Here is a 25,647-nt window from a genome sequence, read left to right on the forward strand (position 1 = left end):
CGACATGCAGGCAATTTCGGTGCAACCGCCAGTTCGCGTGGGGCGGCCCGGTCATTCCATCATCCTGCGCCCGGATGACCTGATGTTCTCCGGCTCGCTTGCGGAGATTCCTCAGCCGGTGAATCTGGCGGGGCCCCGCAGCGTGTCCGGCGCCTCCCTTAGGAATGGCTCGGTTGTCGATGAACTTCTGGATCGTTTTGCCACCGCCTACCCAGGGGGCGATCGACGTGCGATCGCCTCGCAATGGTCCAAGTGGCTGTTTCATGCCTGGCTATCACCGACCATCGCCGTCATGGTTCTGGATGGGTATTCGTTGCCTCGCCAGTCGGCCGACTGGGGGATGCGCTTTACGCCGGATGGACGCCCCGAGCGGCTTTGGCTCAGCTCGACGACTGTCCCGGTGCGACGTCAGCCCGTCGATCGACTGTTGGCGCAATTGGTTTGCGAGGAGCTCGACGACGTGGTGGCTACTCTGGCTCGCCATTCCGGAGCTTCGGTCAACGTGTTCTGGAGCAATGCAGGCAATCTTGTCGAGCATGTGCTCACGCGGCTGGCCGAGCATCCCGTCACCTGTGCGGATCGGCTGGCCCAGGCTCGGGCGTTTCTTGAAGCACCGCGACTGGCCGGCAGGCGCAATCGACTGTACCGGCCGGTGGTCTACCGCGTTGACGAGGGCTCAATCGAGCCCCAGCGACTGCGCCGGGTCTGCTGCATCCGCTATCGACTGGATGAACTCGACTACTGCGAGAATTGCCCCCTGGCCTGCCGGTCGGGCAAGCCGGCCGGGGAGGGGCGCTGATGTTCGAGGTGAGCGCGGCCACGTTCGTCGCCGGCGGCACCCGGGTGCTCGGGCCGGTGGATGCCGCCTTCGCACCGGGCGAGGTGGTCGGGCTGATCGGTCATAACGGTTCGGGCAAGTCGACGCTGCTCAAGCTGCTGGCCGGCCAGCAGGTGCCCTCGTCGGGAACGGTACGTTTCGAGGGGGTGCCGGTCGCGGACTGGGGGGCGCGGGCCTTCGCCCGTCGCGTTGCCTACCTGCCGCAGCACCCGCCGGCGACCGGGCACCTCACGGCCCGCGAGCTGGTGGGGTTCGGTCGGTATCCCTGGCACGGCCTGCTGGGGCGGTTCACCGCCGACGACCGTCGTCGTGTCGACACCGCCTTGCGCATGACCGATACCGAGGCCTTTGCCGACCGCGCCGTGGACACGCTTTCCGGGGGCGAGCGCCAGCGGGTATGGCTTGCCATGCTGCTGGCGCAGGAAAGCGATTTCCTGCTGCTCGACGAGCCGCTCTCGGCGCTCGACATCGCCCACCAGGTCGAGGTGCTCGAGCTGATTCGTCGCCTGTCGCACGAGTTGGGGCTGAGCGTGGTGATCGTCCTGCACGACATCAACATGGCCGCGCGCTTTTGCGACCAGCTGGTGGCGATGCACGGCGGCGGACTGCTGGTGCGCGGCACGCCGGGGCAGCTGATGGACTCGGCCACGCTGCGCAGCATCTACGGCGTGTCCATGCAGGTGCTCACCCCACCGGGACAGTCCCGTCCCGTCGCCATCGTCGATTGAACCGTGATGCGGTCCTCACCAACCGGCCGCCGACGGTGGCGCTGGCCGCTGGCCGTGTGGTTGCTGCCACTGCTGATGGCGGCATTGTCCGTACGGGCTGCCGACACGGCCCCGCGCATCGCCACCCTCGACTGGACGGTTGCCGAGACCTTGATCGCCATCGATGCCCGCCTGGTGGGCCTCGCACAACTCGACGGCTACGCGTCCTGGGTCGCCCGGCCGGCCGTGCCGGGCGCCGTGCGTGACCTGGGCCTGCGGGCTCAACCGAATCTCGAGCAGCTGGCCGCGATCGCCCCCGACCGGATCGCCCTCTCGCCCCTGTTCGCCAACCTCGAAGGCCGTCTGTCGATTGTCGCGCCGGTCGAGGTGTTCGAGCTCTACGGGCCCGGGGTCGACACCTGGCCGGCCTTGCGGCGTGTCACCCGCGAGCTGGGGGAATACGCCCATCGCCAAGGGCAGGCCGAGGCCCTCATTCGGCGCACGGAGGACCGTCTCGACGAGATCGCCGATCGCCTGCCCGACAAGCCGCCGGCGGTGATCGTGGTCCAGTTCATGGATGAACGTCACGTGCGGGTCTTTGGCAAGAACGGCCTGTATCACGCGGTGCTGGAGCGACTCGGCATCGACAATGGCTGGACCGGCGCCACCAATCGCTGGGGCTTTGCCCTGGTGGGGCTCGAGGAGCTGGTTGGACTCGACGGGCGCCTCGTGGTGGTCAAGCCCTATCCCGTGGGTGTCGAGCGTGCCTTGTCGAAAAGCGCATTCTGGCAGCGACTGACTCACGGTGCGGATCGCGATCCACTGGAGCTCGAGCCGGTCTGGAGCTTCGGTGGCCTGCCGTCGGCCGGCCGGTTTGCCGAGCAACTGCTGGGGGCGTTCAATGCGGACTGAGATCCCGGCCCGGTCGGTTGCCGCGCCCCTCGGCGTGACCGCAGGGCTGTTCGCCGTCCTGGTGGGGTTGGCCGTTTTGCAACTGCAGCAGCAGACCGGCGGGTTTGCGTGGTCGAGCTGGTGGCCGGATCTTGGCGGTGCGTCGGTGTCCGCTGGCGACTGGGCATTGGCGTTGGGTTGGTGGCCGCGCCTGATCACCGCGCTGGTCGCCGGTGCCGGGCTGGCGCTGGCGGGCGTGCTGATGCAGCAGGTGTTGCGCAACCCGCTTGCCTCGCCGACCACCCTGGGCGTCGCCGGCGGGGCGAATCTCGCCCTGATGGCGGCGACCCTGTTCGCCCCGGCGCTGATGGGGTGGGGTGCCGAGTGGGTGGCCTTGGCCGGCGGCGGGCTGGCGATGGGGCTAGTGTTCCTGCTCTCCTGGCGACGCGGGTTGGCGCCGCTGGTGGTCGTGCTCGCCGGGCTGGTGGTCAACCTCTATCTCGGCGCACTGGCCATGGCGCTCCTGCTGTTCAACCAGGAGACCCTCCAGGGCCTGCTGATCTGGGGGGCGGGGTCGCTGGCGCAGGACGGTTGGCACGACGCCGCGTTCCTGCTGCCACGCTTGGCGATCGCGCTGGTGATTGCCTGGTTGCTGCTCCGCCCGCTGCGGCTGCTCGAACTGGACGATGCCAGTGGGCGTGCGCTGGGGGTAAACCTGGCCTTTCTGCGGCTGGCCGCGCTCGGGGTGGCGGTATTCCTCACGGCGGTGACCGTCAGCGTCGTGGGCCTGATCGGCTTCATCGGCCTGGCCGCGCCGAATATCGCCCGGCTGTTGGGCGCGCACCGACTGGCATCCCGAGTGGTCTGGTCGATGCTGATCGGGGCGTTGCTGCTCGCGGTGACCGATCTCTCCCTCCAACACCTGGCTGCCTGGTTGCCCACCATGATCCCGACCGGGGCGATGACCGCGGCCCTGGGGGCCCCGTTGCTGCTCTGGCTGATCCCTCGGTTGCGCCTGGCCAGCCGGACCCCGCCGGAAACCATGACCTCGGGCTGGCCACGGGCGGATCGGCCGGCTCGCCGCTTGCTCCTCATGGCGCTGCTGATGCCGTTGGTGGCCGCGGTCTCGCTGCTCAGTGGCCATCTCGCCGACGGCTGGTCGTGGGTCAGCGGTGCCTGGACGGTCTGGGAGTGGCGCCTGCCGCGCCTGCTGGCGGCCGCCGGTGCGGGTCTGCTGCTTGCCGTGGCCGGCACCCTGCTGCAGCGCCTGAGCGGCAACCCGATGGCCAGCCCCGAGGTGCTTGGCATCAGTGGCGGGGTGTCGATCTTCCTGTTGCTCGGCATTGTCTGGATGCCCGCGGCCAGCACGTCTATCCTTGCCGCGCTGGGTGTGGGTGGGGCCTTGGCGGCCCTGAGCCTGTTGATCGTGCTCAACCGGCGAAGCGGATTTCTGCCCGAGCGGTTGCTGTTGACCGGGGTGGCCATCATGGCGCTGGCCGAGGCGGTCCGGGCGCTGGTGCTGGCCGGTAGCGACCCGCGCGGCCAGCAGATCGTGGCGTGGCTGTCGGGCTCGACCTACTATGTCGGTCTCGAGCAGGCCCTGCTGATAGTCGCGCTGGCCGGCGTGGCATTGGTGGTCGCGCTGCTGCTGTCGCGCTGGCTGGAGGTCTTTCCGCTGGGCGCCGCGGTCAGCCGGGCAGTCGGGGTGCCGGTGACCGGCGGGCGACTGGCGGTGCTGGTGCTTGCCGCCGTGATGACCGCCGCGGCGACGTTGGTGATTGGCCCGCTCTCGTTCATCGGGCTGCTCGCCCCCCACATGGCCCGCCTGTTGGGCCTGTCCCGCGCTCGCGACCACCTGCTGGGCGCGGCCCTGATCGGCATGGGGCTGATGGTTCTCGCCGACTGGATCGGCCGGCAGATCCTGTTCCCCCACGAGATCCCCGCCGGCCTGGTCGCCTCGCTGATCGGCGGGACCTATTTCCTCTGGGCGTTGCGCCGCTTCTAGGTGCCATCGGCTGTCGGCCACGGGGTAGTCGCCGTCGAGCATCGCGGCGCGACTCAACACCCCACTTTCCCAAGCATGACCCTTCCGCCTCCGTCACGGCCCCCGTCGCCGTAATCCGTCGCCGCAATCCGCTGCGGCAATCGGCGTGTCGCCGTCACGGTTGGCCATGCAGATCGGTTCGGGAACCCGCACGCAGCGCAAAAAAAAGCCCCGCACGGGGCGGGGCCTTCGGGGTCATGAGGACGTGTTGCCGACTCAGTACTTCCAGTCGAGCGTCAGCATGACGTTGCGAGGCTCGCCGTAGAACGCCTGGTCGTACTCGACGCTGTTGAGGTACTTCTCGTTGCCGACGTTGTTGACGTTGAGCGAGGCGCTCAGGTTGTCCGAGAACTCGTAGCGCGCCATCAGGTCGGTGACCAGGTAGTCGTCCTGGCGGGTCTGCCCGGTGTTGTACTGCTGGTCGCGGAAGGTTTCGCTCTGCCAGCGGATCTGGCCGCCGACGGTCATCTGCGGCCAGAACGGCAGCTGGTAGGTGGTCTGCGCGCGCAGCATCTGCTCCGGGATGAAGGTACGGGCCCGTTCGCCGTCGCTGTCCTCGATCTCGAGGTAGGTGTAGCCACCGCTGGCGCGCCAGCCCGGCAGGATTTCGCCGGCCAGCGTGAGTTCGATGCCTTCGCTGGTCAGGTCGCCGCTCGCCTCGTAGTAGTTGAAGTACCCGGGGCGCGGGTTGCTGAATGTGCCGGCGAGGGTGGCCGTGTTGTTCTGCTCGGTGCGGAACACGGCGGCAGTGGCATCCACGCGCTCGTCGAACAGGGCGGCCTTGAGTCCGACCTCGTAGCTGCGTCCCTCGATCGGCGGCAGCGGCTGGTAGTTCTGCGTCACCTCGTTCTGCGGCTCGAAGATCTCGGTGTAGCTCGCGTAGGCCGAGAGCGTGTCCGTGAGGTCGTAGACCAGGCCGGCGTAGGGGACGATCTCGGCGTCGTACTCGCTTTCGCGGGCCACGGTGTAGCTCACGCCGCTGTTCTCCAGCCAGGTGGCGCGCGCGCCGAAGATGGCGGTTGTCCGGTCGGTCAGGCTCAGGCGGGTCGCGCCGTAGATGGAGCTTTCCTCCTGGGTGAAGTCACTGCCGCCGTCGGAGGGGCCGAAGGTCGGGCGCGAGTAGTTGCCGTCCCACTGGTCGAGTGGCACGTCGATGTCGCTGGTCTCGTAGAGGCGGGCGGAGTAATCGGTGATCTCCGACTGGCTCCAGTTCACGCCGACCATGGCCTCGTGCTCGCGGCCGAACAGATCGAAGGGGCCCTTGGCCTGGGCGTCGGCGACCCACTGCTCGTTCTCGTAACGGTAGTTGTCCATGATGATCGACAGGTCTTCCGTGGTGCCCGGACGCAGCTGCTGGGCCGGGTCGTAGAGGTAGAAGATCTCGCTGTCGGAATCCGAGCTGAGGTAGCTGCCCGTCAGGGTCGCCTCCCAGCCGCCGGGCAGGAACTGCTGCACTTCGACGAAGCTGCGGTGGTCCTCGTTGTCCCAGTAGCTCCACTCGGGCGAGGAGCTGGCCGAACGATCGTAGTTGGTGGGCGAGCCATCGCCGTAGTACATCGGCAACGCGCCCCAGAGCGGGCTGTCGCTGTCGTTGTTCTGCCAGGTGTGACCGGCGGTCAGCAGGGTGGACTCGGTGAGATCGGCCTCGATCACGCCGTAGGCGACCTGGCGCTCGCGTCCGTGGCGGTCGAGGTAGGAATCGCCTTCTTCGGCGGCCACCACCAGGCGACCGCGCACCCGGTCACTGCCGAACAGAGAACCCGAGACGTCGCCTTCGATGCGGCGACGATCCCACGACCCGGCCGAGAGGCTGGCCGAGGCCTGCGTCTCGGCGGTGGGGCGCTTGCGAATGAAGTTGACGGTTGCCGACGGCGTGCCGCTACCGGACATCAGGCCGTTGGCACCGCGCACCACCTCGATGCGGTCGTAGACGGCGGTGTCGATATCGCCCTGGACGTTGTCGTAGGGCAGGGGGGCGCCGACGCCGTCGATCTGGAAGCGCTGGATGGTGAAGCCGCGCGACGTGTAGTACGTGCGATCGGTTTCCGGCTGCTCGACGGTGACACCCGGGGTGGATTCGAGTGCGCTGTTGACGTCGTCGAGCTGGAAGTCCTCCAGCTGCTGGTTGGTAATCACGGACAGCGATTGCGGGGTCTCGCGCGGCGTGAGCGTCAGCCCGGTCGCCGACGAGGAGGCCGGGGCGCGGTATTGCCCGGTCTGCTCGGTGGGTTGGAAGAACCCACCTCCCTCGACGACCACCTGATCGAGCACGACGGCGTCGTTTGACTGCTCGGCGGCGTGAATGACTCCGGTTCCGAGCGCGAGGCAGGGCAGGGAAAGGGTCAGGCAGTGCCGAACCGCTCGATTGATGGGTGTGCGCCGGGCACGTTTGGTTTGGGTCATGGCAAGCGGTCTCACGGATTGGATGACGAAAAATGGATCGATTCTTTGATCGCGACGGGTGTCGCTGTGGCGAATCTACATGAGAACGATTGCCATGCGCAATACCGATTGTTTGCTTGGGCGGCTTCCGTCCATGGGGAAACGAGTGAGGAGTAGGCTGGTCCTAACATTCGAGATGTCGGCGTGCGTCGACCACAAACGAGGAGATTGCCAATGGCTGGCGGCTGGGCGAAAGACGGCGCCGAGCAGGCGCAGATCGACGATACGGTCGAGGATGCCCTGCAACGGGTGCGCAGCGAAATTCCGGCAGGCGAAAGCCTGGCCGAGTGCGAGGAGTGCGGTGAGCCGATTCCCGAGGCGCGTCGTCGCGCCGTGCCGGGGGTGCGACTGTGCGTGGTCTGCCAGGCCGAACGCGACGAGGCGCAGGAGACGGCCTCGCCCTACAACCGCCGGGGATCGAAGGACAGCCAGCTTCGGTAGGGATTAAATAGGTGTGCGGGCGCCGTGGCGATGTATCGCCGATCCGCTGTCGCCGGGTGTCGGTCCGCTACACTCCCGCCATGATTCCTTTTTCCATTCTTGATCTCGCGCCCATCACCGAAGACTCGGATGCCGGCCAGGCATTGGCCCACACTGTCGACTTGGCGCAACGAGCCGATGATCTGGGCTATCGACGTTACTGGCTAGCCGAGCACCACAACATGCCAGGCATCGCCAGTGCTGCCACCGCGGTGGTCATCGGCCAGGTCGCCGCCAACACGCGAACGATCCGGGTCGGTGCCGGCGGGATCATGTTGCCGAATCACTCGCCGCTGGTGATCGCCGAGCAGTTCGGCACCCTGGATGCCTTCTTCCCAGGTCGCATCGACCTGGGATTGGGGCGCGCGCCGGGCACCGACCAGACCACGGCGCGTGCCCTGCGGCGCGAGTCGGCCAGTCATCCCGACCGTTTCCCCGATGATGTCGCCGAGATCCTGGCGCTGTTCGACCCACCCGAGCCCGGCCAGACGGTGCGCGCCATTCCGGGTGCCGGGAGCCAGGTGCCTGTCTGGATTCTCGGCTCGAGCCTGTTCGGCGCGCAACTTGCCGCCGCTCTCGGCCTGCCGTACGCGTTTGCCTCGCACTTCGCCCCCGGTGAACTAAAGCGCGCGATCGAGCATTACCGCAGCCATTTCCGTCCCTCGCGATTTCTCGACCGGCCCTATGCCATGGCGGGATTCAACGCCTACGTCGCCCAGACGGATGCCGAGGCGCGCTTTCACGCCAGTTCGATGGAGCAGGCCTTCGTGGCGTTACGCCAGGGGCGCCCCGGGCCGATCCCGCCGCCGATCGAGGGCTACCGGGAACGCTCGGGGCGTCTCGAGCGTTCGGTGGTCGAGCAGACCATGGCCTGCTCGGCAATCGGCTCGGTCGATACGGTCCGTGACGAGATCGCCGCGTTTGTCGCGCGCACGGGCATCGATGAGTTAATGGTGACCAACTCGACTTTCGACCACGACGCCCGCGTGCATTCCTACGAGCTGCTCGCGGAGGTGCGCAAGCAGCTTGATGGCCGCGTCACGTGAATGATGCGCTGATGGGTGGTGGCAAGGATGTGGGTTCACCCCCTGTCAGACGGGTCTTCCTCGCGCTCTGGCCGGATGAGGCCACGCGGCTGGCGCTGCACCACGTGGCGCGTTCATTGCCGGGCGGTCGCGGCGTACCCGCCGCCCACCTGCACCTGACCGTCGCGTTTCCCGGCAACGTCGGTATCGAGGTGGCCGATTGCCTGGCCGAACGGCTGGAATCGCTGGCGTTTTCACCCGTCCCGATCCTGCTTGACCGCCTGGGGTATTTCCCGGGTCCGCGGGTCACCTGGCTGGGTCCAAGTCGGGTGCCCGAGGAACTCGAGCATCTCGCAAGCGAGGCGCGCGGCCTGTGCCTGGCCTGCGGCGTCCCTGCCGATGCCGGCGCGTTCGTCCCCCATGTGACCCTGCGCCGTTTTACCCGGCCGCCGGTTTCGTCGGTGGTCGAGACGCCGATTCATTGGTATGCCGACCGGTTGGCGTTGGTCGAGTCGGGCCGGCATGGGCATCTCGGTCCCTATCGTCTGCTGGCTCGTTGGCCGGAGGGGTGATTAGCTGTCAGCGAGCAGATGTGCGCGGCGGACCTGCTTAGCGTGCTTGTGGTTCCACTGGCTGACGGAATGGGAGGGCCGCATGCCGGCGGATCACCGGTCCACCCGGTGAAGCCTACCTCGACTATCTGCTACGGCGAGATCGGGCCGATCGATGCCCTGTCTGTTCCACCTCGCGGAGTCATATCTCTCAACCCGGTCGATAATCTCCCGTGGCCTTCGGCCTCTTGCCTGTCGAGCGGTGAAGTGGGCCGAAAAGATATCGCCGGACACAAAAAGGGCCATCCGAGATGGATGGCCCTTGCGTGGGTCCTGGTCGTGGATGGGCGGTCAGAACTCGTATTCGATCTGCCAGCGCAGAATACTGTCCTCGGTCTCGTCGTTCAGACCGAAGAGCAGGCCGGCTTCCCATTTCACGCGCTCCATGCCGAAGGGGTTGGCGCCAATCAGAACCGGGCCCAGTGCCTGCGTGTCCTCGCTGCCGTAGTACTCGATGCCCGGCTCGAGCGTCGGGCTGAGCCGATACTTCAGCTGGGCCGAGCCGAGCGTCTCCCAATCACTTTGTGCGACGTCGTCGCCGAATTTCTTCTCGAACAGCAGGTTGCCGGTCGCGACCATCTTGCCGAACTGCTTCTGTACCAGCGGGCCGACCTTCGTTTCCCAGGCATCCTCGTCGAAGGCCTTTTCCAGCTCGACCAGCAGGCCGAAGTCGGCCCAGTACTGGCCCTGCTCGGTCAGTTGGAACTTGTTCTCGATCTCGGCTTCCTCGACCTCGAAATCGCCATCTTCCTTTTCGCCGATCAGGTAGCCTTCGACGAACCAGCGCGAGGTCACGCCATAGCCGATGCCGACCTTGGTCTTGTACTCGCCCGAATCGAGGCCATGCACGCCCCGGAGTTCGAGTTCGACCTCGCCCTGCTCGACATAGGGGTCATAGACCTTATCGACGCCGGCAAAGGCGGTGGTGGAGGCGAGGGTGGTCATGGCGGCGAGGCCGCTAAGCGACGTTTTCCACATACGATGGATTCCCGAATTTCAGTGGGTTGATGAAACTATCGGCCGATGGCTGGTGCCCCGTTGGCGCGACAGCACCATGCCGACGGCGATCAGCACCAGCGTGGTGAGATAGAAGGCGAGCTGGATGGCGGTGGGGCGATCCTGGTAGCCGACCAGCACGTGCAGGATCTCGCCGGGTACTGAGTGCTGCGAGAGCAGATCGGAGCTGTTCCAGAGCGGATGCTGCACCGGCAGCCAGCCGGCCTGGGCGAGAAAGCCCGCCGCACTTGCGGCCATACCGGCGGCGAGCAGCAGGATCAGCCAGCCGGTGACGGTGAACAGGTGACGAGTGGGGATGCGCACCAGACCGAAGTAGATCAGTGCGCCGAGGGCCAGACCGGCACCCAGCCCGATAACCCCGCCCCAAAGCAGCGACAGGTTGTCACTGCCGCCGGCGGCCATCCCCTGGGTGAATAGCACCACTTCCGAGCCTTCGCGTAGTACCGCCAGGCCCACGGCCATGGCGAGGAAGTAGATCGGCAGTCGGCCGCTGGAGACATTGCTCCCCACCTGCCTGAGATGGGTGACCAACTGGCTGGCGTGCCGCGACATCCAGATGTTGTGCCAGGCGAGCATCGCCACGGCGGTCAGGAGGATGGCGGCGTTGAACAGCTCCTGGCCGACGCCCTCGAATGCCATCGAGATCTCCTGGGTGAGGCCGGCGACCACGAACGAGCCGAGGAGGCCACCGGCAATGCCGCCGACGATCCAGCGGCTACGCCCGGCCAGCCCCTGCGTGGCGGCGAGGACGACGGCGACGACCAGCGCCGCCTCGAGAACTTCGCGGAACACGATGATTGCCGTACTGAACATGCGTCACCTGTGCGTTTGCTGAGGGTGAGGTGTCTGCGAGGGATTACTCGGCGATCACGTGGCCCTGGGCGGTGGCCTGGTTGAACTCGCCGAAGAAGGGGTATTCGCCGGGTTCGAGCGGACCGATGAAGATCACGGCCTTGCTGTTGCCGGGAATGATCTTTTCGCGGTTGAGCTCGTAGCTTTCGAACTCCTCCGGGGTGGCGTCCTGGTTGTGCACCATCAGCTTGACCTTCTCGCCGGCGGGGATGGTGACGGCCTCGGGCTGGAAGCGGTGGTCCTTGATGGTCAGGTCGAATGTCTGGGTGCCGGCCTGTGCGGTACCGGCGGCGAGCAGGGCGGCAGTAACGAACGAGAATGTAATGCGTGTCATGAAGCAAACCTCAAGTGGAACGAGAACAGTTCGCATTCTGCACAAAAAAGATTGCAATGCAATGGAATGATCTCGAGGAGGTTCCCCCGGTCGGTTTGTCGATGGGCAGGTGGCGACCGAGCGTGATCTCGGTGGTGCTCGGATCTGCTCTTACGAGGAGGTTGTGTTCACCGGGGTGTGGAGAGTGGGCGCAGCTGGTCGGGTGCTACCGGGGCTGGGGGCATCGGTTCACCCCTTGGCGCGATGGGCGCGGCTCCCGGTGTGTCCAGTTACAACATCCACTCGATCGGCATCAGCGAGAAGAACCACGTTACCGCGCGCTTGATTGGTCCGGCGCCTGGCTCCCTCGTGTGCCGGGTGATTTCGTTTTCTGTCCGCTCGATCCACCGAATCTCGCCGTCTTCCAGTTCCAGCTGATAGGTGGTCTTGGGTACGTGCATGCCGAAGGTGTGGCTGATCGCGCGGGCGAGATCCGGGCTGTCGATGACAAAACCCAGTTCGGTGTTGAGCAACACCGAACGGGGATCGACGTTGTAGGACCCGATGAACACCTGCGCGTCGTCGATCACGATGGCCTTGGCGTGCAGGGTGGTCGCCGGACTGCCGAAGGGGCCGGCGTCTGCGGGTTTCGGTTCCTGGTCGGCAACGCGACGCATTTCATATAGCTCTACCCCGGCTTCGAGCAACGCGACGCGGTAGCGGGCATACCCGGTATGCGCCGGTGCCATGTCGGTGGCATCGAGCGAGTTGGTCAACACGCGCACGCGCACGCCCTGACGCGCCAGGGCAATCAGGTCGTCGGTAAGTGTCGGCGTGGGAACGAAGAACGAGGAGATGATATCGAGCGACTGCTGTGGGGTGCGCAATTGCTCACGCAACGACAAGGTCAGCAGGTCATTCGGTTCATGTTCCCCCAGCCCCTTGGCAGGCGGGTCGATGACCAGTCGGGTGGGTGCCCAGGCCAGGCCCAGTTCTCCGTTGAGCAGCTGGCTGACGACGTAGTTCTCGCGCACCGCCACCATCAGGTCGCCAGCCTGGGGATCGAGGGCGATGGCGTCCGCTTCGAAGTCGAGCGTTTCCAGGGTTTCGGCCACCGCGTCGTTTTTCGGGGTGGGCAGGATACGGTCGGCCGGATAGGACGAGCGGCTCTGCCAGTACTGATCAAAGCCGCGCGAGACCTCGTCGACCACTGGCCCCACCCCGAGTATGTCGAGATCCGAGAACAAGAACCCCTCGGTCGAACCGAAATAGCTGTCGCCGATATTGCGTCCGCCGCTGATCAGGGCCTGGTTGTCGGCGATGAATACCTTGTTGTGCATGCGACGGTTGGCCCGATCGAAGTCGGTGAGAAAGCCGAGCCAACGCGCATCGCGAGTCATGAACGGATTGAACAGGCGCACGGCGATGTTGGGATGGGCGTGCAGGGCGGCGAGTTGGTCATCCAGCTGGCGTGTGCCCTGATCGTCGAGCAGCAACCGCACGCGCACCCCTCGGTTGGCGGCATCCAGCAGTTCGCGCAGCAACAGGGTGCCGGAGCGGTCGGCGTACCAGATGTAGTACTGCACATCGAGACTGCGCTGCGCGGTGCGCGCCAGATGGGTCCAGGCGGCGAAGGTCATCACCGGATCCGACAGGAGGTACACCCCGGTCTGACCCGGGTTGGCGGCCTTCTGCGGGGCGAGGGCATCGCCCAGCGGGGTGGCGCGTGCGTCGGCCGGCGTGATGGTGGTGCTGACGTGACGGCCTTCCAGTGGGGGCAGGGCGCACCCGGTCAGCAGCAGGGCGAGCAGGGCGACGAGCCCCGTCTGTCGTATCGGCATTCCCTTGATCAATCGCGAATCCTCCCTGGTTGTCCGCGGATCGAGCCTCTCGATGATTTCACGAATACCGGCTTGCCGTCATGGGGGTGTCGCACGGATGTCCTGACTGGTTGGAGGCGGGGGAGCAGGCGGGGTTCCGGCTGAGCGGAAAACCGGTGCATCGGGCCAGCCTGGGTGGCACAATCGCGCCCCTTTGAGCAGATCGTTTGCTTGCTTATCGATAGTGAACCTTGTTCGGTTGGGGTAAATCCTCGTAGAACACTAAAGTTTTCCTTCGCAGGCTCGAAAACGTCGATACCTGGGCGAATGGACCCATCTCGTCCGGCTTCCGTCCCATCCCCATCTTAGTCTCTGATTCATGCGAAATAACCTACCCGTCACCGATACCGAACGTACCTTCGCCCCCGGGGAGCGGCTGGTCTCGACCACCGATCTCAAGGGGCGGATCACGCATTGCAACGAGGCGTTCGTCTCGATCAGCGGGTATTCGCGTGACGAGCTGATCGGTCAGCCGCACAACATCGTGCGGCACCCGGACGTGCCGCCGTTGGCGTTCGAGGTGATGTGGAACCATCTCAAGGCCGGCCAGCCGTGGATGGGCCTGGTCAAGAACCGCTCGAAGAACGGCGACTACTACTGGGTCGATGCGTACGTCACGCCGATCACCGAACACGGCGAGGTAATCGGCTACGAGTCGGTGCGCTCCTGCCCGTCACGCCAGGATATCCAGCGCGCCGAGCGGCTGTACCGGCGCATCAACCAGCGGGGATACCGGGCGCGTCGTTTCCGCCTGCACGGCCAGGATGTGACCGGGTTGGTTGGTCTGATCGGCTCGGCCGGACTGTGGGCCGGTGGGTACGGTCTGCCGGCCTTGTGGGCATTGGCCGCCACGGGGCTGGTGTTCGGGGCGATGGGGCGGCTGCGTGAACGGCAACTGATTTCCGCCCTGACCGAGCAGTTGCCCAATGCCTTCAGCCACCCGCTGGCGGTCGACTCCTACACCGACGAGGCGGGTTTGCTGGGTCGCCTGAAGGTCTCGATCAAGAGCGAGCAGGCGCGGATGATCACGGTGCTGACCCGGATCGAGGATGCCTCCGACCAGGTCAGCCGCCAGTCTTCGGTGAGTCTGGAACTGTCCACCCAGGCCAAGGACGAAATCGCGCGGCAGCAGGCGGAAACCGAGCAGGTCGCCGCGGCCATGCACGAGATGTCGACCACCATCAACGACGTCTCCGAGCACGTCCAACGCACGGCGGACGAGGCCAGCCGCTCCCAGGAACTGGTCGAGGAGGGGCGCCACCTGTCCACCCGCACCCGCCAGTCGATTGTCGACCTGCAGGGGACGGTCAATGCCATCGGCGAGTCGGTCGAGGGGGTGTCGAACCAGACCGGGGCGATCGCCAGCGCCGCCGGCATCATCGATCAGATTGCCCAGCAGACGAACCTGCTGGCACTGAACGCCGCTATCGAGGCCGCCCGGGCCGGCGAGCACGGCCGTGGCTTTTCCGTGGTGGCCGAGGAAGTGCGCGACCTGGCACGGCGGACCCAGGAATCGACCCGCGACATCCACGAGATCATCGGTTCGTTGACGCAGCAGGCCGAGGAATCGGTGGCCGTTGCCCGGCGCGGTCGCGACGCGGCAACCGCTGGGGTCGAGCGCGTGCGCGAGTCGGAGGAAATGCTCAATGGCGTGGCCGAGGCAGTGGCGCAGATTCGGGACATGGCCACCTCGATGGCCGCGGCCGTCGAGGAGCAGGCAACCGTGTCCGGCGAGATCGACCGGCAGGTGCACACTATCTCCGATCTGGCCAGCTCCAGCCTCGGCCAGTCGGCCTCCGCCGAGGAGAAGATCCACGATCTCGAGCGCATCGCCGCCGAGCTTCACGAGCTGGTCACCCGCTTCAAGCGACATTGATGCCGGTGGGGACTGCGGTCATCGATTGGGCCCCACCTCTGGCATGCCAGTTCCCGGTCCGTGAACTAAGGTCCCCTCTACAAATCCCATGAACAGAAGTGCATTTCTGGTTGAAATGTGCCGGTTCACCCGAGAAGGAGGTGGTTCATGACCCAGGCAGAGATCATCAGCGAACAGTTTCCCCATAAGGTCAGCGCCGTATTCAACGATGCCGGTCGTGCCCGCGATGCGGTCAATGCATTGGCCGCCAAGGCCGGTTTCGCTTCGGACCAGATCGAACTGGTCGAACCGCATGACCAAAACCTGTCAAGCAAGGTCGAGAGAGATTCGGGCGCAATCTTCTCGACGATCCTGCGTTCACACGCCATATTGGGAGTTATCGGCGCCGTCGCCGGTTTGATCCTGGCCGGGATTCTGGTCGGTGCCGGCTTGGATTGGGCCACGACAAGTCCGGGCTGGGTCTTTGGCGTTTTCGCTGTGGTCGGCGGGGCAATCGGCATGCTCGGCGGGGGGTTGGTCTCGATCCGCCCGGACCACGAGCGGGTGATCACCGATGCCGAGGATGCCAGCGAGCACGGCCGATGGACGGTGGTGGTCCACGCACGCGACGAGGACGAGAAGCACCGCGCCGACGAACTCCTCGAGCGCCACTCCAAGAATGTGGCCGAATCCCTCTGATGCGGCGGCCAGCCGACCCCGACACAGCGATAGTGGGCTGTACATGACCCGGGAGTGGGTTTCGGGAAATTGCCAAGGCCGACGTCGTGGTCGACGCGTCGCCAGGGAGCCCGCGGATGCCATTTGATATCGATTGGGTCTCGGTTTACTCGAACCTGACCTACATGGCAGCAGCCTACGTGCTGGCCTTGCCGGTGGCTCTGGAGCGAGAGACGCACTCGCGCTCGGCCGGTTTGCGTACGTTTCCGCTCGTGGCGGTCGCCAGCTGCGCGTACATGCTGCTCGGCATCAACGTGCTCGAATCCAGTGGCGCCGAGGCGCGCGTTTTCGAGGGCATCATCACCGGCATGGGTTTCATCGGTGGCGGCGCGATTCTCAAGAGCCAGAATCGCACCACGGGCACGGCTACGGCAGCCAGTCTCTGGACCACCGGGGCGATCGGCGTGGCCGTGGCCTGGAACCATTTCGAGATTGCCTTGCTGCTTTCGATCGTCACCTTCGCTAGCCTGAAGCTGCTTTCACCGGCGAAACAGGTGCTCAATGGCCATCGGGACGAAGCACGCGAACCCGCCGCGGAGCGGTACAAGAGGGACGAGGACGGCTAGTTTGGACCGTAGTCGCAACGTCCAGCCGTCGGCGGGTTGGAAGCAGCGTCAGACGCGATCGCGCGCGTCAGCCAGAAACGAAAGAAGGCCACCGATCACTCGGTGGCCTTCTTGTCGTCAGGGGAGGGATTAGCAGCGGCCTTTCTTCGCCTGGCCCGGCGGACAGAAATTCCCGTGGCCGTGCCCATGGCCGTGGGTCTCGCGATAGCGATAGCGCTCATGGTGGCCATCGTCGCGATAGTAACGATCATCACGGCTGTTGCGCGTGGTTACGCCGGTGCCGACGGCCGCCCCGATGCCCGAACCGACGATCGCGCCTCCGCGGCCGCCGACTTCAGCGCCGACGACACCGCCCAGTGCACCGCCGAGCGCACCGCCAATAGCGGCGTCGCGGTGAAGATCGCCGCCGAACGCGGCGGTGGCCGGCAGGATCAGGGCAGCGAGCAGCGTAGGAATGCGTTTGGTCATGGTCTTGCTCCTGTGAGTGATGTCACGGGCCTGCCAAGCGCTGCCTGGCTGTATCGTGAGCCCGTGATGTTCAACCGATGACCGGTTTGATAGTCAGGTTTATCGCAAGTTCCCAAAGGAAGGTCTGGACGAATAGCCAACGTCTCTGCGGCCCGCCCGGCGGGGCTTGCCGGCTTGCCCGCCTTCGGTGTTGCCGATCCTCGCCGGGCAACGAGCCCGCCTTCGCATCGGCGCCTTGATGGCGAACAAGCCGGTAAGCCAGAGGCATTGGCTATTCGTCCAGACCTCCCCAAGGCGTTATTCGGCCCCGTCGTCCACCTCGGTTTCCTCGGCCGTGGGGCCGACGATCACCACCACCCGTTTCTGCGGCTCGACATGCCGTTCGAAGGCCTGACGGATCTCGTCGGCCGTCACGGCCTCGACCCGGTCGGTGTAGTCGTCGAAGTAATCCAGCGGCAGGTCGAGGAAAGCCAGCGCACCGATCTGCTCGATAATCTTGTCGTTGCTGTTCAGCCGCATCGGAAAGCCGCCGACGATATTTGCCTGACTGTCGGCCAGTTCCTCGTCGGTCGGCCCTTCATCGATGAAACGTGACAGCTCCTCATCCATCAACGACAGGGCCGTCCCAACCTGATCATTGCGCGTCTGGATGCCCATGACCAGCCGTCCACCGGCACGCAGCGGCATCAGGTAGCTATAGGTGCTGTAGGCCAGTCCGCGTTTCTCACGCAGCTCGGACATCAGCCGCGAGGCAAAGCCGCTGCCACCCAGCATGTGGTTGCCCACATAGAGCGGCAGGTAGTCCTGGTGCTTGCGTGGAATGCCGTCGAGTGCGACCAGCACCGTCGACTGCTCCGAGGGGAAGTCGATGCGCACTGTTTCGGACTCTTGGAGCGGCTCCACCTCGGGCAGGGCAGGCGCGGCCTCGCCCGTTGGCAGGTTTTCGGTGAGCGTGCCCGCCAGGCGGCGCGCCTGCTCGCTGTCCAGGTCGCCGACGATCACCACGGTGGCGTTGGTGGCCACGAACCGCTGCTGGTGGAAGGCACGGACATCCGAGGGGGCAATCGACTCTACCGACTCGCGGGTGCCGTCGGTGGGGTGGGCGTAGGGGTGATTCCCAAACGCGGTCTTGCGCAACGCGTCGCTGGCAACCGCCTGCGGGGATTGCTGGCGCGACTGGATGCCGCGCAACTGCTGTTCACGCTCACGCTGGATGTCCTCGTCCTCGAAGGCCGGCTTGGCGATGACCTCGGCCATCAGCTCGACCGCCGGCCAGAGCCAATCCTCTTCGGTCAGGCTGCGCAGGCGCACGGCGGTGGATTCGAGGTTGGCGCTGGCGGAGAACTCGGCACCCACGCGGGCGAAGCCATCGGCGATCGCCTTGGCATCCCGCTTGCTGGTGCCTTCCTCGAGCAATGAGGCGGTGAGGCTGGCCGTGCCGCCTTTGCCTTCGGGGTCGCGTGCGCTGCCGGCATCGAAGATCACCCGCGCGTCGACCATCGGCAGGCTGTCGGTGGGGTAGAACAGCACGTCGGCGCCGTTGTCGGTCTGCCAGGTCTCGACCGGCAGGACCGGCTCGGCACGCGCGGTGGTTGACAGAAGCAGGGCCCCGGCAGCGAGGATTGCCAGCCAAATGGTGTTGCGGGCATCAGTGGACACGTTCGATACCTCCGGTCGGGCTGGGCAGGGTGGTCGGCTTGTCGCTCGCCGGGTCGAGGGTGGCGATGGTCAGACCATCGTCTTGGAAATACTTGCGCGCAACGGCCTGTACGTCCTCGACGGTGACCGCTCGCACGCCTTCCACAAAGCGGTCGGCCAGTCGGTAGTCGAGTCCCACCGTCTCGTACATGCCCAGCTTCATGCCCTGGTAGAACAACGAGTCACGCTGGTAGACGTCCGAGGCGACCACCTGGGCCTTGATGCGCTCGAGTTCCTCTTTCTCGACCGGTTCGTTCTTCAGCCGTTCGATCTGTTCACGCAACAACCGCTCGACCTCGTCGAGTGGCTGGCCGTCGCGCGGAGTGGCATCGACGGTGAACAGGGTCATTTCACGGGCATTCAGGTTGTAGCGCGTGGAGGCTGAAGAGAGTTTGCCCGCGCGCACCAGGTCGTTGTTCAGGCGCGCCCCGGAATCGCCGGCGAGGATGCCGGAGACGACGGCGAGCGCGTAGGCGGCACCCGAATCCTCGGCGGTGACCAGCGAGGGGACCTTGTAGCCCATCGTCAGGTGCGGCAGCTTGGCGGGGATGTTGAGGCTCGCCCGCTTGAGGCCGTGTTGGGCCATCTCCTCGCGAGGCTTGGCCGGGGCCAGGTCGCGCTGCTCGACCTGGCCGTAGTGGCGCTCGGCCAAGTCGACCACTGCGTCGGGCTCGACGTCGCCGACCACGATCAGGGTGGCGTTGTTGGGCGCGTAATGCTCGCGGTACCAGCGTTGCAGGTCCTCGACGGTGTAGGCATCGATGTCGGTCTTCCAGCCGATGACCGGATGGTGATAGCCGCTGCTGGTAAACGCCGTGGCGTAGAGCAGTTGGTTGAGGCGGGCATTGGGGTTGTCGCGCACGCGCGAGCGCCATTCCTCCTTGACCACTTCCTTCTCGCGGGCGAATTCCTCGGGATCGATCTCGAGGTTGGCCATGCGATCGGCCTCCCAGCGCATCACCGTCTCCAGTTCGTCGGCCGACAGGGTCTGGTAGTACCCGGTAAAATCGCGGCCGGTAAACGCGTTTTCCTCGCCACCGAGGCGCGCGATAATGTCCGAGAACTCGCCGGGGCCGAGGTTTTCCGTGCCCTTGAACATCATGTGCTCGAACATGTGGGCAATTCCGGTGACCCCGCCCGGTTCGTCGACCGAGCCGACCTTGTACCAGATCTGGTGCGTGACCACCGGGGCCCGCTCGTCCGGCAGGACGAGGACCTTGAGGCCATTGTCGAGCGTGGTTTCGTGGACCGCGGCGCTCGTCTTGCCCGCGGCCGCCATCGGGGCGGCAATCAGCGCAAGCGAGGAGAGCACGACGGGTAGGAGGGCGGCGAGATAACGTCGGGGTTGCATGCGTTTGGGCTACCAAGGGTTGAACGAACGGTCAGCCATGCGGGCATGGCTGGGACAAGTGTGACCTGCGCCAACGGCGGCGGTTTCAAACTCCCGCCGCCGGGTCCAGACTCAAGGCTCGGGTTCCGAGAGACGGCCGCGGGAGGTGCTGCATGGATTTCTCGATCATACAGGGCAATATCGTGACGCAATCGGCCGATTGCCTGGTCAATGCCGCCGGCACGTCACTCGCCATGGGCAGTGGCGTGGCTGGGGCATTGCGCGAGGCCGCCAACGGGCCGATCAACGAGGCGGCGATGGCCCAGGGGCCGGTCCCGCTGGGCGGTGTGGCCGTCACGCAAGGCTTCGATCTGCCCGCCCGCTGGGTGATCCACGCGGCGGCCATGCCGCATTACGGCGATGGGCGCGCCACGGAGCATAGTATCCGTGCGGCGGTTCGCAACACCTTGGCCAAGGCCGATGGGCTGGGGTGTCGCTCAATGGTGATCCCGCCGCTGGGCTGCGGGGTGGCCGGTTTTGATCTTGCCACCGGGGTGCGCCTGATCCTCGAGGAGATCGACCGCTACGAGCCCGTCACGTTGACCGACCTGCGGTTGATCGTCTATCGCGAGGCGGATCTTCAGGTGGTCGAGGACGTTGCCCGCGCGGTTCGTGGGGGCTGAAAAACCAAGGTGACCACGAAAAAATCCGGGCCCGGTTGTGCTCCCGGGGCCGGATGGTTGATGGTCGAAGGGTCCTCGTGGATCAGGCGTTGACTACCCGTCGGGGCCCACTGCGCGGCGCCTCCTCCATCGCCGGCGGCGTGCCGTCGGATGCCTTGTCCGCGTAGGGCGTGCTCGGCCCGTTGACCAGGAAGTCCATCAGGTGGTTGCGGAACGGGTAGTAGTGCTCGTCGTGGTGCATTTCCTGGCGTGAGCGCGGCTTTTTCAGCGGGTTGTAGGCGCATTCGGCCACCTCGGCGAACGGCCCGTTGGTCATCAGCAGGATCTTGTCGGCCAGCAGGATCGCCTCGTCGACGTCGTGGGTGATCATGAAGACGGTCTGGTTGGTGGCCTGGCAGATCGCCAGCAGCTCGTCCTGGATCACGCCGCGGGTCAGGGCGTCGAGCGCACCGAACGGCTCGTCCATCAAAAGCATCTTCGGCTCGATGGCGAAGGCCCGGGCGATGCCGACGCGCTGGCGCATCCCGCCGGAGAGCTGGTGCGGCTTCTTGTCGATCGCCGGGGTCAGCCCAACCATGTCGACGTACTTCTCCACCTGCGCGTTCACCTCATCCTTGGAGTGGCGCTTGAAGCGGGATTTCACCGCGAAGGCGACGTTCTCGCGCACCGTCAGCCAGGGCATCAGGGCGTGGCCCTGGAAGACCACGCCGCGGTCGAGGCCCGGTCCGGTGACTTCCTTGTTTTCCATGAAGACGTAGCCGTCGGTCGCGGCATCCAGCCCGGCCAGGATGTTGAGGATGGTCGACTTGCCGCAGCCGGAGTGGCCGATCAGGCAGACGAACTCGCCTTTCTCGATCTCGAAGTCGAGGTTCTGGAACACCGTGACCGGTTCCTGGCCCATCGGCGCGGGGAAGGTCTTCTCCAGGCCGTCGACCTGGATGAATGCGGGGGTAGTCATGGTCAGACCTCCTTATAGCTGACGGCCTTGCCAAGCAGGCCGAAGATCATGTCGAGGATCATGCCGACCACGCCGATCAGGAGGATGGCGAAGATCACGTTGGCGAGATCGAGGTTGTTCCACTCGTTCCAGATGAAGTAGCCGATACCGGTGCCGCCGACGAGCATTTCCGCGGCGACGATGACCAGCCAGGCGATGCCCATCGAGATGCGCATGCCGGTGAGGATCGTGGGGGCCGCCGCCGGCAGGATCACCTTGAACGCCTTCTTGATTGGGCTGACCTCGAGGGTCTTGGCCACGGCGAGCCAGTCGTCGCGGACCGAGGCGACCCCGTAGGCGGTATTCACCATCATTGGCCAGATCGAGCAGATGAAGATCACGAAGATCGACGAGATCGAGGCGTCCTGGATGATGTAGAGGGCCAGCGGCATCCAGGCGAGCGGCGAGATGGGTTTCAGGATCTGGATGTACGGGTCGAGTGCCTTGTGCATCAACGGCGACATGCCGATCAGAAAGCCCAGCGGCACGGCGACCAGCGCGGCGAGCGCGAAGCCGGCGAGCACCCGCCAGAGCGAATGGGCCAGCTGGATACCGATGCCCATGTCGTTGGAGCCCGAGACGTAGAACGGATCGGACAGGTGCGTCCAGATCGCCGAGCCGATGTCCCCCGGGGTCGGGATGTCGGATTCCTGGACGGTATCCAGCCCCATCATCGCGGCGTACTCGGGATCCATGTCGCCGAGGTCGACCTGGGTGGGCAGGGTCGCCCCCCACCACGCGCCGATGAAGGCGAGCAGCAGGAGAATCGAGACGATGCCACCCCGTAAGCGCAGTGACTGACTCATGACTTAGGCCCTCCCGATCTCGAACGATTCGAGGTATTCCTGCGGGCGCGCCGGGTCGAATTCCTTGCCCATGATCATGTGCTTCTTGCTGTTGATCTCCGGTGCCGGCAGGCCCATCTCGGCCAGACGCTGGCGCGCGTCGGTTGCGCGGAAGATCTCCTCGGCGATGTCGGCGTAGTCGATCTCCTCTTCGATGTAGCCCCAGCGCTTCATCTGCGTGAGGATCCACACGCCCATCGATTCCCACGGGAACGGGTCGAAGTCGGCACGCTCCGGCTCCTCGATGATGTTGCCCAGGCCATCTGCATAGCGGCCGGTCATCACCTGGTCGAGCACGATCTTCGGCTGGTTGAGGTAGTTGGCCGGGGCGATCGCCTCGATGATCTCCGGGCGGTTCTCCTTCTTGTGCGCGTAGACCGTGGCGCTGGCGATGGCGCGGAACAGCGCGGAGAAGGTGTTGGGGTTCTCCTCGACGAAGCTCTTGGTCGCACCGAAGGCACAGCAGGGGTGGCCGTCCCAGAGGTCTTTCGACAGCACGTGGATGAAGCCGGCGCCCTCGTAGACCGCGCGCTGGTTGAACGGCTCGGGGCCGAGGAAGCCGTCGATGTTGCCGGCCTTGAGGTTGGCGACCATCTCCGGCGGGGCGATCACCTTGAGCTGGACGTCCTTGTCCGGGTCGACGCCGTGCTCGGCGAGGTAGTAGCGCAGCAACAGGTTGTGCATCGAGTGGTCGTAGGGGATGCCGAAGGTCATGCCCTTCCAGTTGCTCGGATCACGATTCTCCTTGTGCTTGTTGTGCATCGTGATCGCCTGGCCATTGATGTTCTGGATGGTGGCGACGTAGGTGTCCTGCTGGCGCGCGCCGACCCCGAGCGAGGCGGAGATCGGCATGGGCGAGAGCATGTGCGAGGCGTCGAGCTGGCCGTTGGCGACGTTGTCGCGGATCAGCGCCCAGCCGGCGGTCTTGACCACTTCGACGTCCAGGCCTTCACGCTCGTAGAAGCCCATCGGGTGGGCCATGATGATCGGCGTGGCGCAGGTGATCGGGATGAAGCCGACCTTGAGCTTCTTTTTCTCCAGCGGTCCGACCGGATCGGCGGCGACCGCCCGGGCGGCGGCCATCGGGAAGAAGGTGGAGACCGCGGCCATGGCCGTGCTTACGCCCACGGCCTTGAGGAAGTTGCGCCGGGTGTGATCTTCCGGGAACAGCGAACGCATCACCGCCGAGTCCACCGCGCGGTTGAGGGCTGCCTCCTCGTCGGTCGGCATGGCGCTCTCGGCGATCGCGGCGTTGTGATCGGCCTGGTTGGCGTGCTTGCCGCAGGTGCAGCCGCGGTGCAGTGACTTGTCGGGATCGAACGGGTTATCGAATGTGGACATGGTTTCGCTCTCGGGTCGGTGAGTGACGACCTCGAGATTGCAGATGCCGTGCCAGACCGCCCGTTTGCGTCAGATCAGCGCTGAATAGCCGAAAATGACGCATTTTCGCACCACGAAAGAGCGGTGGCGCGGCATCGGTCCCGCTCTTGGTGCGTCGATAGGGCCCGAATCGGCGCGCAATGCCCGCCAATGGCGGACACAGTCATGGGCCTGCTTCTTGCAGTTCCGGGAATGTCACCTATTCGCCCGGAGTTGCCCCATGACCCACGCGCAAGTCATTCAATCGTCGGCCCGTGCCGACAGTGCCGATGCTGAACTGCTCGTCGTGCACGACGCCACGCAATGGCTCTCGCACTTGAACGACCCCGACACCGTGATCGGCCGGATGCTGCGGTTGCTCTCGCAGATCACCGGGCTCAACCGTGGCCGGGTGGTATTGCTTGATGCCAGCGGCGAGTTCATGGAGATTCGCTACGCCTACGGCCTGTCGTCCCACGAGCGCGAGCGGGGACGCTACCGGGTGGGCGAGGGCGTGACCGGGCGGGTGATGCGCACCGGGCAGGTCGCGGTGGTCCAGGACATTGACGAGGAGCCGGTCTACCTGACCCGCGCGGTCGAGCGCGACACCCTGCCGCACGAGACGGTGGCCTTTTTGGCCGTGCCGATACTCAACGAGGATCAGCCGATGGGCGTGCTCGGCGCGCACCGCATTCGTGAGCGCCACCGTCCGTTGCACCGGGACATCACGCTACTGCGCATCATGGCCGCGTTGATCGCGCGCGTGCTCAAGGTCGACGACCTGATCCGCGAGCAGACCGCCGCGCTGGCGGAGGAGAACGAATCCCTGCGCGAGGCCCTGTCGAGCAACCAGGAGGCACGTCACGGCATCCTCGGCGAGAGTCCGGCGTTGCGTCAGGCCTTTCGCCAGACCCTGCACGTCTCGCCCACCCAGGCTACCGTGTTGCTAAACGGCGAGTCCGGCACCGGCAAGGAGCGCTTTGCGCGCATGGTGCACCTGACCAGCCCGCGCTGCGACGGGCCGTTCATCGCCATCAACTGCGCGGCCATTCCCGACCAACTGTTGGAATCCGAGCTGTTCGGTCACGAGAAGGGCGCGTTCACCGGGGCGGTCTCGGCCAAGAAGGGCAGCGTCGAACTCGCCTCCGGCGGCACGTTGTTTCTCGATGAGATCGGAGACTTGGCTTTCGATTTGCAGTCCAAGTTATTGCATGTGCTGGAAAAACAGACCATCCACCGGGTGGGTGGAACCAGGGATGTGCCCGTGGATGTACGCATCATTGCCGCCACCCACAAGAACCTGCAGGAGGCGGTCAACCAGGGGCGCTTTCGCATCGACCTGTTCTACCGGCTCAACGTCTTTCCCATCCACCTGCCGGCCCTGCGCGAGCGCGACGGCGACGTGAAGTTGCTCGCGCGGCACTTCCTGCAGGTCGCGAGCCAGGAGTTCGACCGCAACGCCACGTTCGAGGCCGGCGTGCTCGATCGGCTGGCGGCCTACAACTGGCCGGGCAATATCCGGCAACTGGAGAACGTGATCAAGCGGGCGGTGCTGGTGGCACAGAACGGCTGGATCACCGTGGCGGATATCGAACTGATCCTGACCCACGAATCGCACGTCACCGATCACCTCGAGGCCGGCGGCACACCGAACGCCCCCGAACCGCAGGCTGATTGGGGCGCGACTGAAACCGGCCGCCCGCGACCGGGGGGCACTGCATCATCCCCGCCCGCGACGGTCCCCGAGCGGAGTTATCGGTGGGTGCGCGAGGACGAGGCCGAGTCGTTGCTCCAGGCATTGCAGGAAACGGGCGGCAACAAGACGCAGGCCGCCAGGCGACTGGGCATGACGACCCGCCAGTTCCGCTATCGTCTCGATAAACTGCACTTGAGCGCGTAAGGACGCCCGGTTGGCCAGGTCGTGGTCGCGAGTGGAACTTCACGAAAGCGGTCTAGACTAACTGGCACGTCGTGGTTGCGGCGTGAAGTCGATTTCTACCAGAGGGAA

General features: G+C 65.6%; 23 protein-coding genes. 12 read left to right on the top strand and 11 right to left on the bottom strand.

From position 1 onward, the window contains the following. Positions 1-4 precede the first annotated feature (4 nt). From fhuF to fhuB, 4 genes are read left to right on the top strand one after another with little or no spacing between them, the layout of a single operon-like run. Positions 5-799: a siderophore-iron reductase FhuF gene (gene fhuF / locus VWP12_RS06605; RefSeq protein WP_410473475.1), complete on the top strand. Its 795-nt coding sequence runs from the start codon at positions 5-7 to the stop codon at positions 797-799. After that, positions 799-1,566 (top strand): ABC transporter ATP-binding protein, encoded by a 768-nt coding sequence (locus VWP12_RS06610; protein ID WP_410473476.1) that lies wholly within the window; start codon positions 799-801, stop codon positions 1,564-1,566. Before fhuF ends, VWP12_RS06610 begins: the two co-directional genes overlap by 1 nt. A gap of 6 nt (positions 1,567-1,572) precedes the next feature. Further along, complete coding sequence (locus tag VWP12_RS06615) at positions 1,573-2,457, top strand: iron-siderophore ABC transporter substrate-binding protein (RefSeq protein ID WP_410473477.1); 885 nt, start codon at positions 1,573-1,575, stop codon at positions 2,455-2,457. Next, a complete protein-coding gene (fhuB, locus tag VWP12_RS06620) occupies positions 2,447-4,441 on the top strand; it encodes a Fe(3+)-hydroxamate ABC transporter permease FhuB (protein WP_410473478.1) in 1,995 nt (664 codons plus the stop codon). The genes VWP12_RS06615 and fhuB overlap by 11 nt, the downstream gene beginning before the upstream one ends. A gap of 255 nt (positions 4,442-4,696) precedes the next feature. Here the strand turns inward: fhuB and VWP12_RS06625 are convergent, their stop codons facing one another. Beyond that, positions 4,697-6,883 carry a TonB-dependent siderophore receptor gene (locus VWP12_RS06625; RefSeq protein WP_410473479.1) on the bottom strand — a complete coding sequence of 729 codons (2,187 nt, stop codon included), beginning with the start codon at positions 6,881-6,883 and terminating at the stop codon, positions 4,697-4,699. 213 nt (positions 6,884-7,096) lie between these two features. Here VWP12_RS06625 and VWP12_RS06630 point away from each other — a divergent pair, with 213 nt between their 5' ends. The 3 genes from VWP12_RS06630 (at position 7,097) to thpR (ending at position 8,999) form a co-directional block, all read left to right on the top strand. Continuing rightward, the gene (locus VWP12_RS06630) at positions 7,097-7,363 is read left to right on the top strand and encodes a DksA/TraR family C4-type zinc finger protein (protein ID WP_125198650.1); all 267 of its coding nucleotides are present in this window, start codon (positions 7,097-7,099) and stop codon (positions 7,361-7,363) included. An 80-nt stretch (positions 7,364-7,443) separates the two neighbouring features. Beyond that, positions 7,444-8,448, top strand: a complete 1,005-nt coding sequence (locus tag VWP12_RS06635) for an LLM class flavin-dependent oxidoreductase (RefSeq protein ID WP_410473480.1) — start codon at positions 7,444-7,446, stop codon at positions 8,446-8,448. Positions 8,449-8,459: 11 nt separating this feature from the next. After that, positions 8,460-8,999: an RNA 2',3'-cyclic phosphodiesterase gene (gene thpR / locus VWP12_RS06640; protein ID WP_410474952.1), complete on the top strand. Its 540-nt coding sequence runs from the start codon at positions 8,460-8,462 to the stop codon at positions 8,997-8,999. A gap of 330 nt (positions 9,000-9,329) precedes the next feature. Here thpR and VWP12_RS06645 read toward each other — a convergent pair whose 3' ends face one another. The 4 genes from VWP12_RS06645 to VWP12_RS06660 all read right to left on the bottom strand — a co-directional run bounded on the left by VWP12_RS06645 (position 9,330) and on the right by VWP12_RS06660 (position 13,061). Beyond that, positions 9,330-10,016, bottom strand: coding sequence for a hypothetical protein (locus VWP12_RS06645; protein ID WP_410473481.1), 687 nt, complete (start codon positions 10,014-10,016; stop codon positions 9,330-9,332). Between the two features lie 18 nt (positions 10,017-10,034). Beyond that, positions 10,035-10,868, bottom strand: a complete 834-nt coding sequence (locus tag VWP12_RS06650; protein ID WP_410473482.1) for an FTR1 family protein — start codon at positions 10,866-10,868, stop codon at positions 10,035-10,037. A gap of 43 nt (positions 10,869-10,911) precedes the next feature. Continuing rightward, positions 10,912-11,241, bottom strand: a complete 330-nt coding sequence (locus VWP12_RS06655; protein ID WP_410473483.1) for a cupredoxin domain-containing protein — start codon at positions 11,239-11,241, stop codon at positions 10,912-10,914. A 269-nt stretch (positions 11,242-11,510) separates the two neighbouring features. Then, positions 11,511-13,061 (bottom strand): phospholipase D family protein, encoded by a 1,551-nt coding sequence (locus VWP12_RS06660; protein WP_410473484.1) that lies wholly within the window; start codon positions 13,059-13,061, stop codon positions 11,511-11,513. 358 nt (positions 13,062-13,419) lie between these two features. Here VWP12_RS06660 and VWP12_RS06665 point away from each other — a divergent pair, with 358 nt between their 5' ends. The 3 genes from VWP12_RS06665 to VWP12_RS06675 all read left to right on the top strand — a co-directional run bounded on the left by VWP12_RS06665 (position 13,420) and on the right by VWP12_RS06675 (position 16,259). Continuing rightward, complete coding sequence (locus VWP12_RS06665; protein WP_410473485.1) at positions 13,420-14,976, top strand: methyl-accepting chemotaxis protein; 1,557 nt, start codon at positions 13,420-13,422, stop codon at positions 14,974-14,976. Positions 14,977-15,123: 147 nt separating this feature from the next. Continuing rightward, on the top strand, positions 15,124-15,654 hold the full coding sequence (locus VWP12_RS06670) for a hypothetical protein (protein WP_125198657.1): 531 nt from the start codon (positions 15,124-15,126) through the stop codon (positions 15,652-15,654). Positions 15,655-15,770: 116 nt separating this feature from the next. Further along, positions 15,771-16,259 (top strand): MgtC/SapB family protein, encoded by a 489-nt coding sequence (locus VWP12_RS06675; protein WP_410473486.1) that lies wholly within the window; start codon positions 15,771-15,773, stop codon positions 16,257-16,259. Positions 16,260-16,388: 129 nt separating this feature from the next. On the opposite strand, the gene VWP12_RS06680 is transcribed toward VWP12_RS06675, so the two are convergent. From VWP12_RS06680 to VWP12_RS06690, 3 genes are all read right to left on the bottom strand, one after another. Beyond that, positions 16,389-16,727 carry a hypothetical protein gene (locus tag VWP12_RS06680; RefSeq protein WP_410473487.1) on the bottom strand — a complete coding sequence of 113 codons (339 nt, stop codon included), beginning with the start codon at positions 16,725-16,727 and terminating at the stop codon, positions 16,389-16,391. Positions 16,728-17,024: 297 nt separating this feature from the next. Beyond that, entirely contained in the window at positions 17,025-18,386 is a 1,362-nt protein-coding gene (locus tag VWP12_RS06685) for a M16 family metallopeptidase (RefSeq protein ID WP_410473488.1), read from the bottom strand. Beyond that, positions 18,376-19,776 carry a M16 family metallopeptidase gene (locus VWP12_RS06690; RefSeq protein WP_410473489.1) on the bottom strand — a complete coding sequence of 467 codons (1,401 nt, stop codon included), beginning with the start codon at positions 19,774-19,776 and terminating at the stop codon, positions 18,376-18,378. The genes VWP12_RS06685 and VWP12_RS06690 overlap by 11 nt, the downstream gene beginning before the upstream one ends. Before the next feature lie 152 nt (positions 19,777-19,928). Between VWP12_RS06690 and VWP12_RS06695 the strand changes: the two genes are divergently transcribed. Continuing rightward, positions 19,929-20,438, top strand: coding sequence for a macro domain-containing protein (locus VWP12_RS06695; protein WP_410473490.1), 510 nt, complete (start codon positions 19,929-19,931; stop codon positions 20,436-20,438). An 82-nt stretch (positions 20,439-20,520) separates the two neighbouring features. Here VWP12_RS06695 and VWP12_RS06700 read toward each other — a convergent pair whose 3' ends face one another. From VWP12_RS06700 to VWP12_RS06710, 3 genes are read right to left on the bottom strand one after another with little or no spacing between them, the layout of a single operon-like run. Beyond that, positions 20,521-21,396 carry an ABC transporter ATP-binding protein gene (locus tag VWP12_RS06700; RefSeq protein ID WP_125198663.1) on the bottom strand — a complete coding sequence of 292 codons (876 nt, stop codon included), beginning with the start codon at positions 21,394-21,396 and terminating at the stop codon, positions 20,521-20,523. A 2-nt stretch (positions 21,397-21,398) separates the two neighbouring features. After that, the gene (gene ntrB / locus VWP12_RS06705; RefSeq protein ID WP_410473491.1) at positions 21,399-22,241 is read right to left on the bottom strand and encodes a nitrate ABC transporter permease; all 843 of its coding nucleotides are present in this window, start codon (positions 22,239-22,241) and stop codon (positions 21,399-21,401) included. Positions 22,242-22,244: 3 nt separating this feature from the next. After that, positions 22,245-23,621, bottom strand: coding sequence for an ABC transporter substrate-binding protein (locus VWP12_RS06710; RefSeq protein ID WP_410473492.1), 1,377 nt, complete (start codon positions 23,619-23,621; stop codon positions 22,245-22,247). Positions 23,622-23,880: 259 nt separating this feature from the next. Between VWP12_RS06710 and VWP12_RS06715 the strand changes: the two genes are divergently transcribed. After that, positions 23,881-25,539 carry a sigma 54-interacting transcriptional regulator gene (locus VWP12_RS06715; RefSeq protein WP_410473493.1) on the top strand — a complete coding sequence of 553 codons (1,659 nt, stop codon included), beginning with the start codon at positions 23,881-23,883 and terminating at the stop codon, positions 25,537-25,539. Positions 25,540-25,647 lie beyond the last annotated feature (108 nt).

Origin of the sequence: Guyparkeria sp. TX1 (genome assembly GCF_046523965.1) — a bacterium.
GTDB lineage: Bacteria > Pseudomonadota > Gammaproteobacteria > Halothiobacillales > Halothiobacillaceae > Guyparkeria.

Coding starts and splice junctions, on each gene's coding strand:
- fhuF (WP_410473475.1), top strand. CDS start 5: ATGCAGGCAATTTCGGTGCAACCGCCAGTTCGCGTGGGGCGGCCCGGT.
- VWP12_RS06610 (WP_410473476.1), top strand. CDS start 799: ATGTTCGAGGTGAGCGCGGCCACGTTCGTCGCCGGCGGCACCCGGGTG.
- VWP12_RS06615 (WP_410473477.1), top strand. CDS start 1,573: ATGCGGTCCTCACCAACCGGCCGCCGACGGTGGCGCTGGCCGCTGGCC.
- fhuB (WP_410473478.1), top strand. CDS start 2,447: ATGCGGACTGAGATCCCGGCCCGGTCGGTTGCCGCGCCCCTCGGCGTG.
- VWP12_RS06625 (WP_410473479.1), bottom strand. CDS start 6,883: ATGACCCAAACCAAACGTGCCCGGCGCACACCCATCAATCGAGCGGTT.
- VWP12_RS06630 (WP_125198650.1), top strand. CDS start 7,097: ATGGCTGGCGGCTGGGCGAAAGACGGCGCCGAGCAGGCGCAGATCGAC.
- VWP12_RS06635 (WP_410473480.1), top strand. CDS start 7,444: ATGATTCCTTTTTCCATTCTTGATCTCGCGCCCATCACCGAAGACTCG.
- thpR (WP_410474952.1), top strand. CDS start 8,460: ATGGGTGGTGGCAAGGATGTGGGTTCACCCCCTGTCAGACGGGTCTTC.
- VWP12_RS06645 (WP_410473481.1), bottom strand. CDS start 10,016: ATGTGGAAAACGTCGCTTAGCGGCCTCGCCGCCATGACCACCCTCGCC.
- VWP12_RS06650 (WP_410473482.1), bottom strand. CDS start 10,868: ATGTTCAGTACGGCAATCATCGTGTTCCGCGAAGTTCTCGAGGCGGCG.
- VWP12_RS06655 (WP_410473483.1), bottom strand. CDS start 11,241: ATGACACGCATTACATTCTCGTTCGTTACTGCCGCCCTGCTCGCCGCC.
- VWP12_RS06660 (WP_410473484.1), bottom strand. CDS start 13,061: ATGCCGATACGACAGACGGGGCTCGTCGCCCTGCTCGCCCTGCTGCTG.
- VWP12_RS06665 (WP_410473485.1), top strand. CDS start 13,420: ATGCGAAATAACCTACCCGTCACCGATACCGAACGTACCTTCGCCCCC.
- VWP12_RS06670 (WP_125198657.1), top strand. CDS start 15,124: ATGACCCAGGCAGAGATCATCAGCGAACAGTTTCCCCATAAGGTCAGC.
- VWP12_RS06675 (WP_410473486.1), top strand. CDS start 15,771: ATGCCATTTGATATCGATTGGGTCTCGGTTTACTCGAACCTGACCTAC.
- VWP12_RS06680 (WP_410473487.1), bottom strand. CDS start 16,727: ATGACCAAACGCATTCCTACGCTGCTCGCTGCCCTGATCCTGCCGGCC.
- VWP12_RS06690 (WP_410473489.1), bottom strand. CDS start 19,776: ATGCAACCCCGACGTTATCTCGCCGCCCTCCTACCCGTCGTGCTCTCC.
- VWP12_RS06695 (WP_410473490.1), top strand. CDS start 19,929: ATGGATTTCTCGATCATACAGGGCAATATCGTGACGCAATCGGCCGAT.
- VWP12_RS06700 (WP_125198663.1), bottom strand. CDS start 21,396: ATGACTACCCCCGCATTCATCCAGGTCGACGGCCTGGAGAAGACCTTC.
- ntrB (WP_410473491.1), bottom strand. CDS start 22,241: ATGAGTCAGTCACTGCGCTTACGGGGTGGCATCGTCTCGATTCTCCTG.
- VWP12_RS06710 (WP_410473492.1), bottom strand. CDS start 23,621: ATGTCCACATTCGATAACCCGTTCGATCCCGACAAGTCACTGCACCGC.
- VWP12_RS06715 (WP_410473493.1), top strand. CDS start 23,881: ATGACCCACGCGCAAGTCATTCAATCGTCGGCCCGTGCCGACAGTGCC.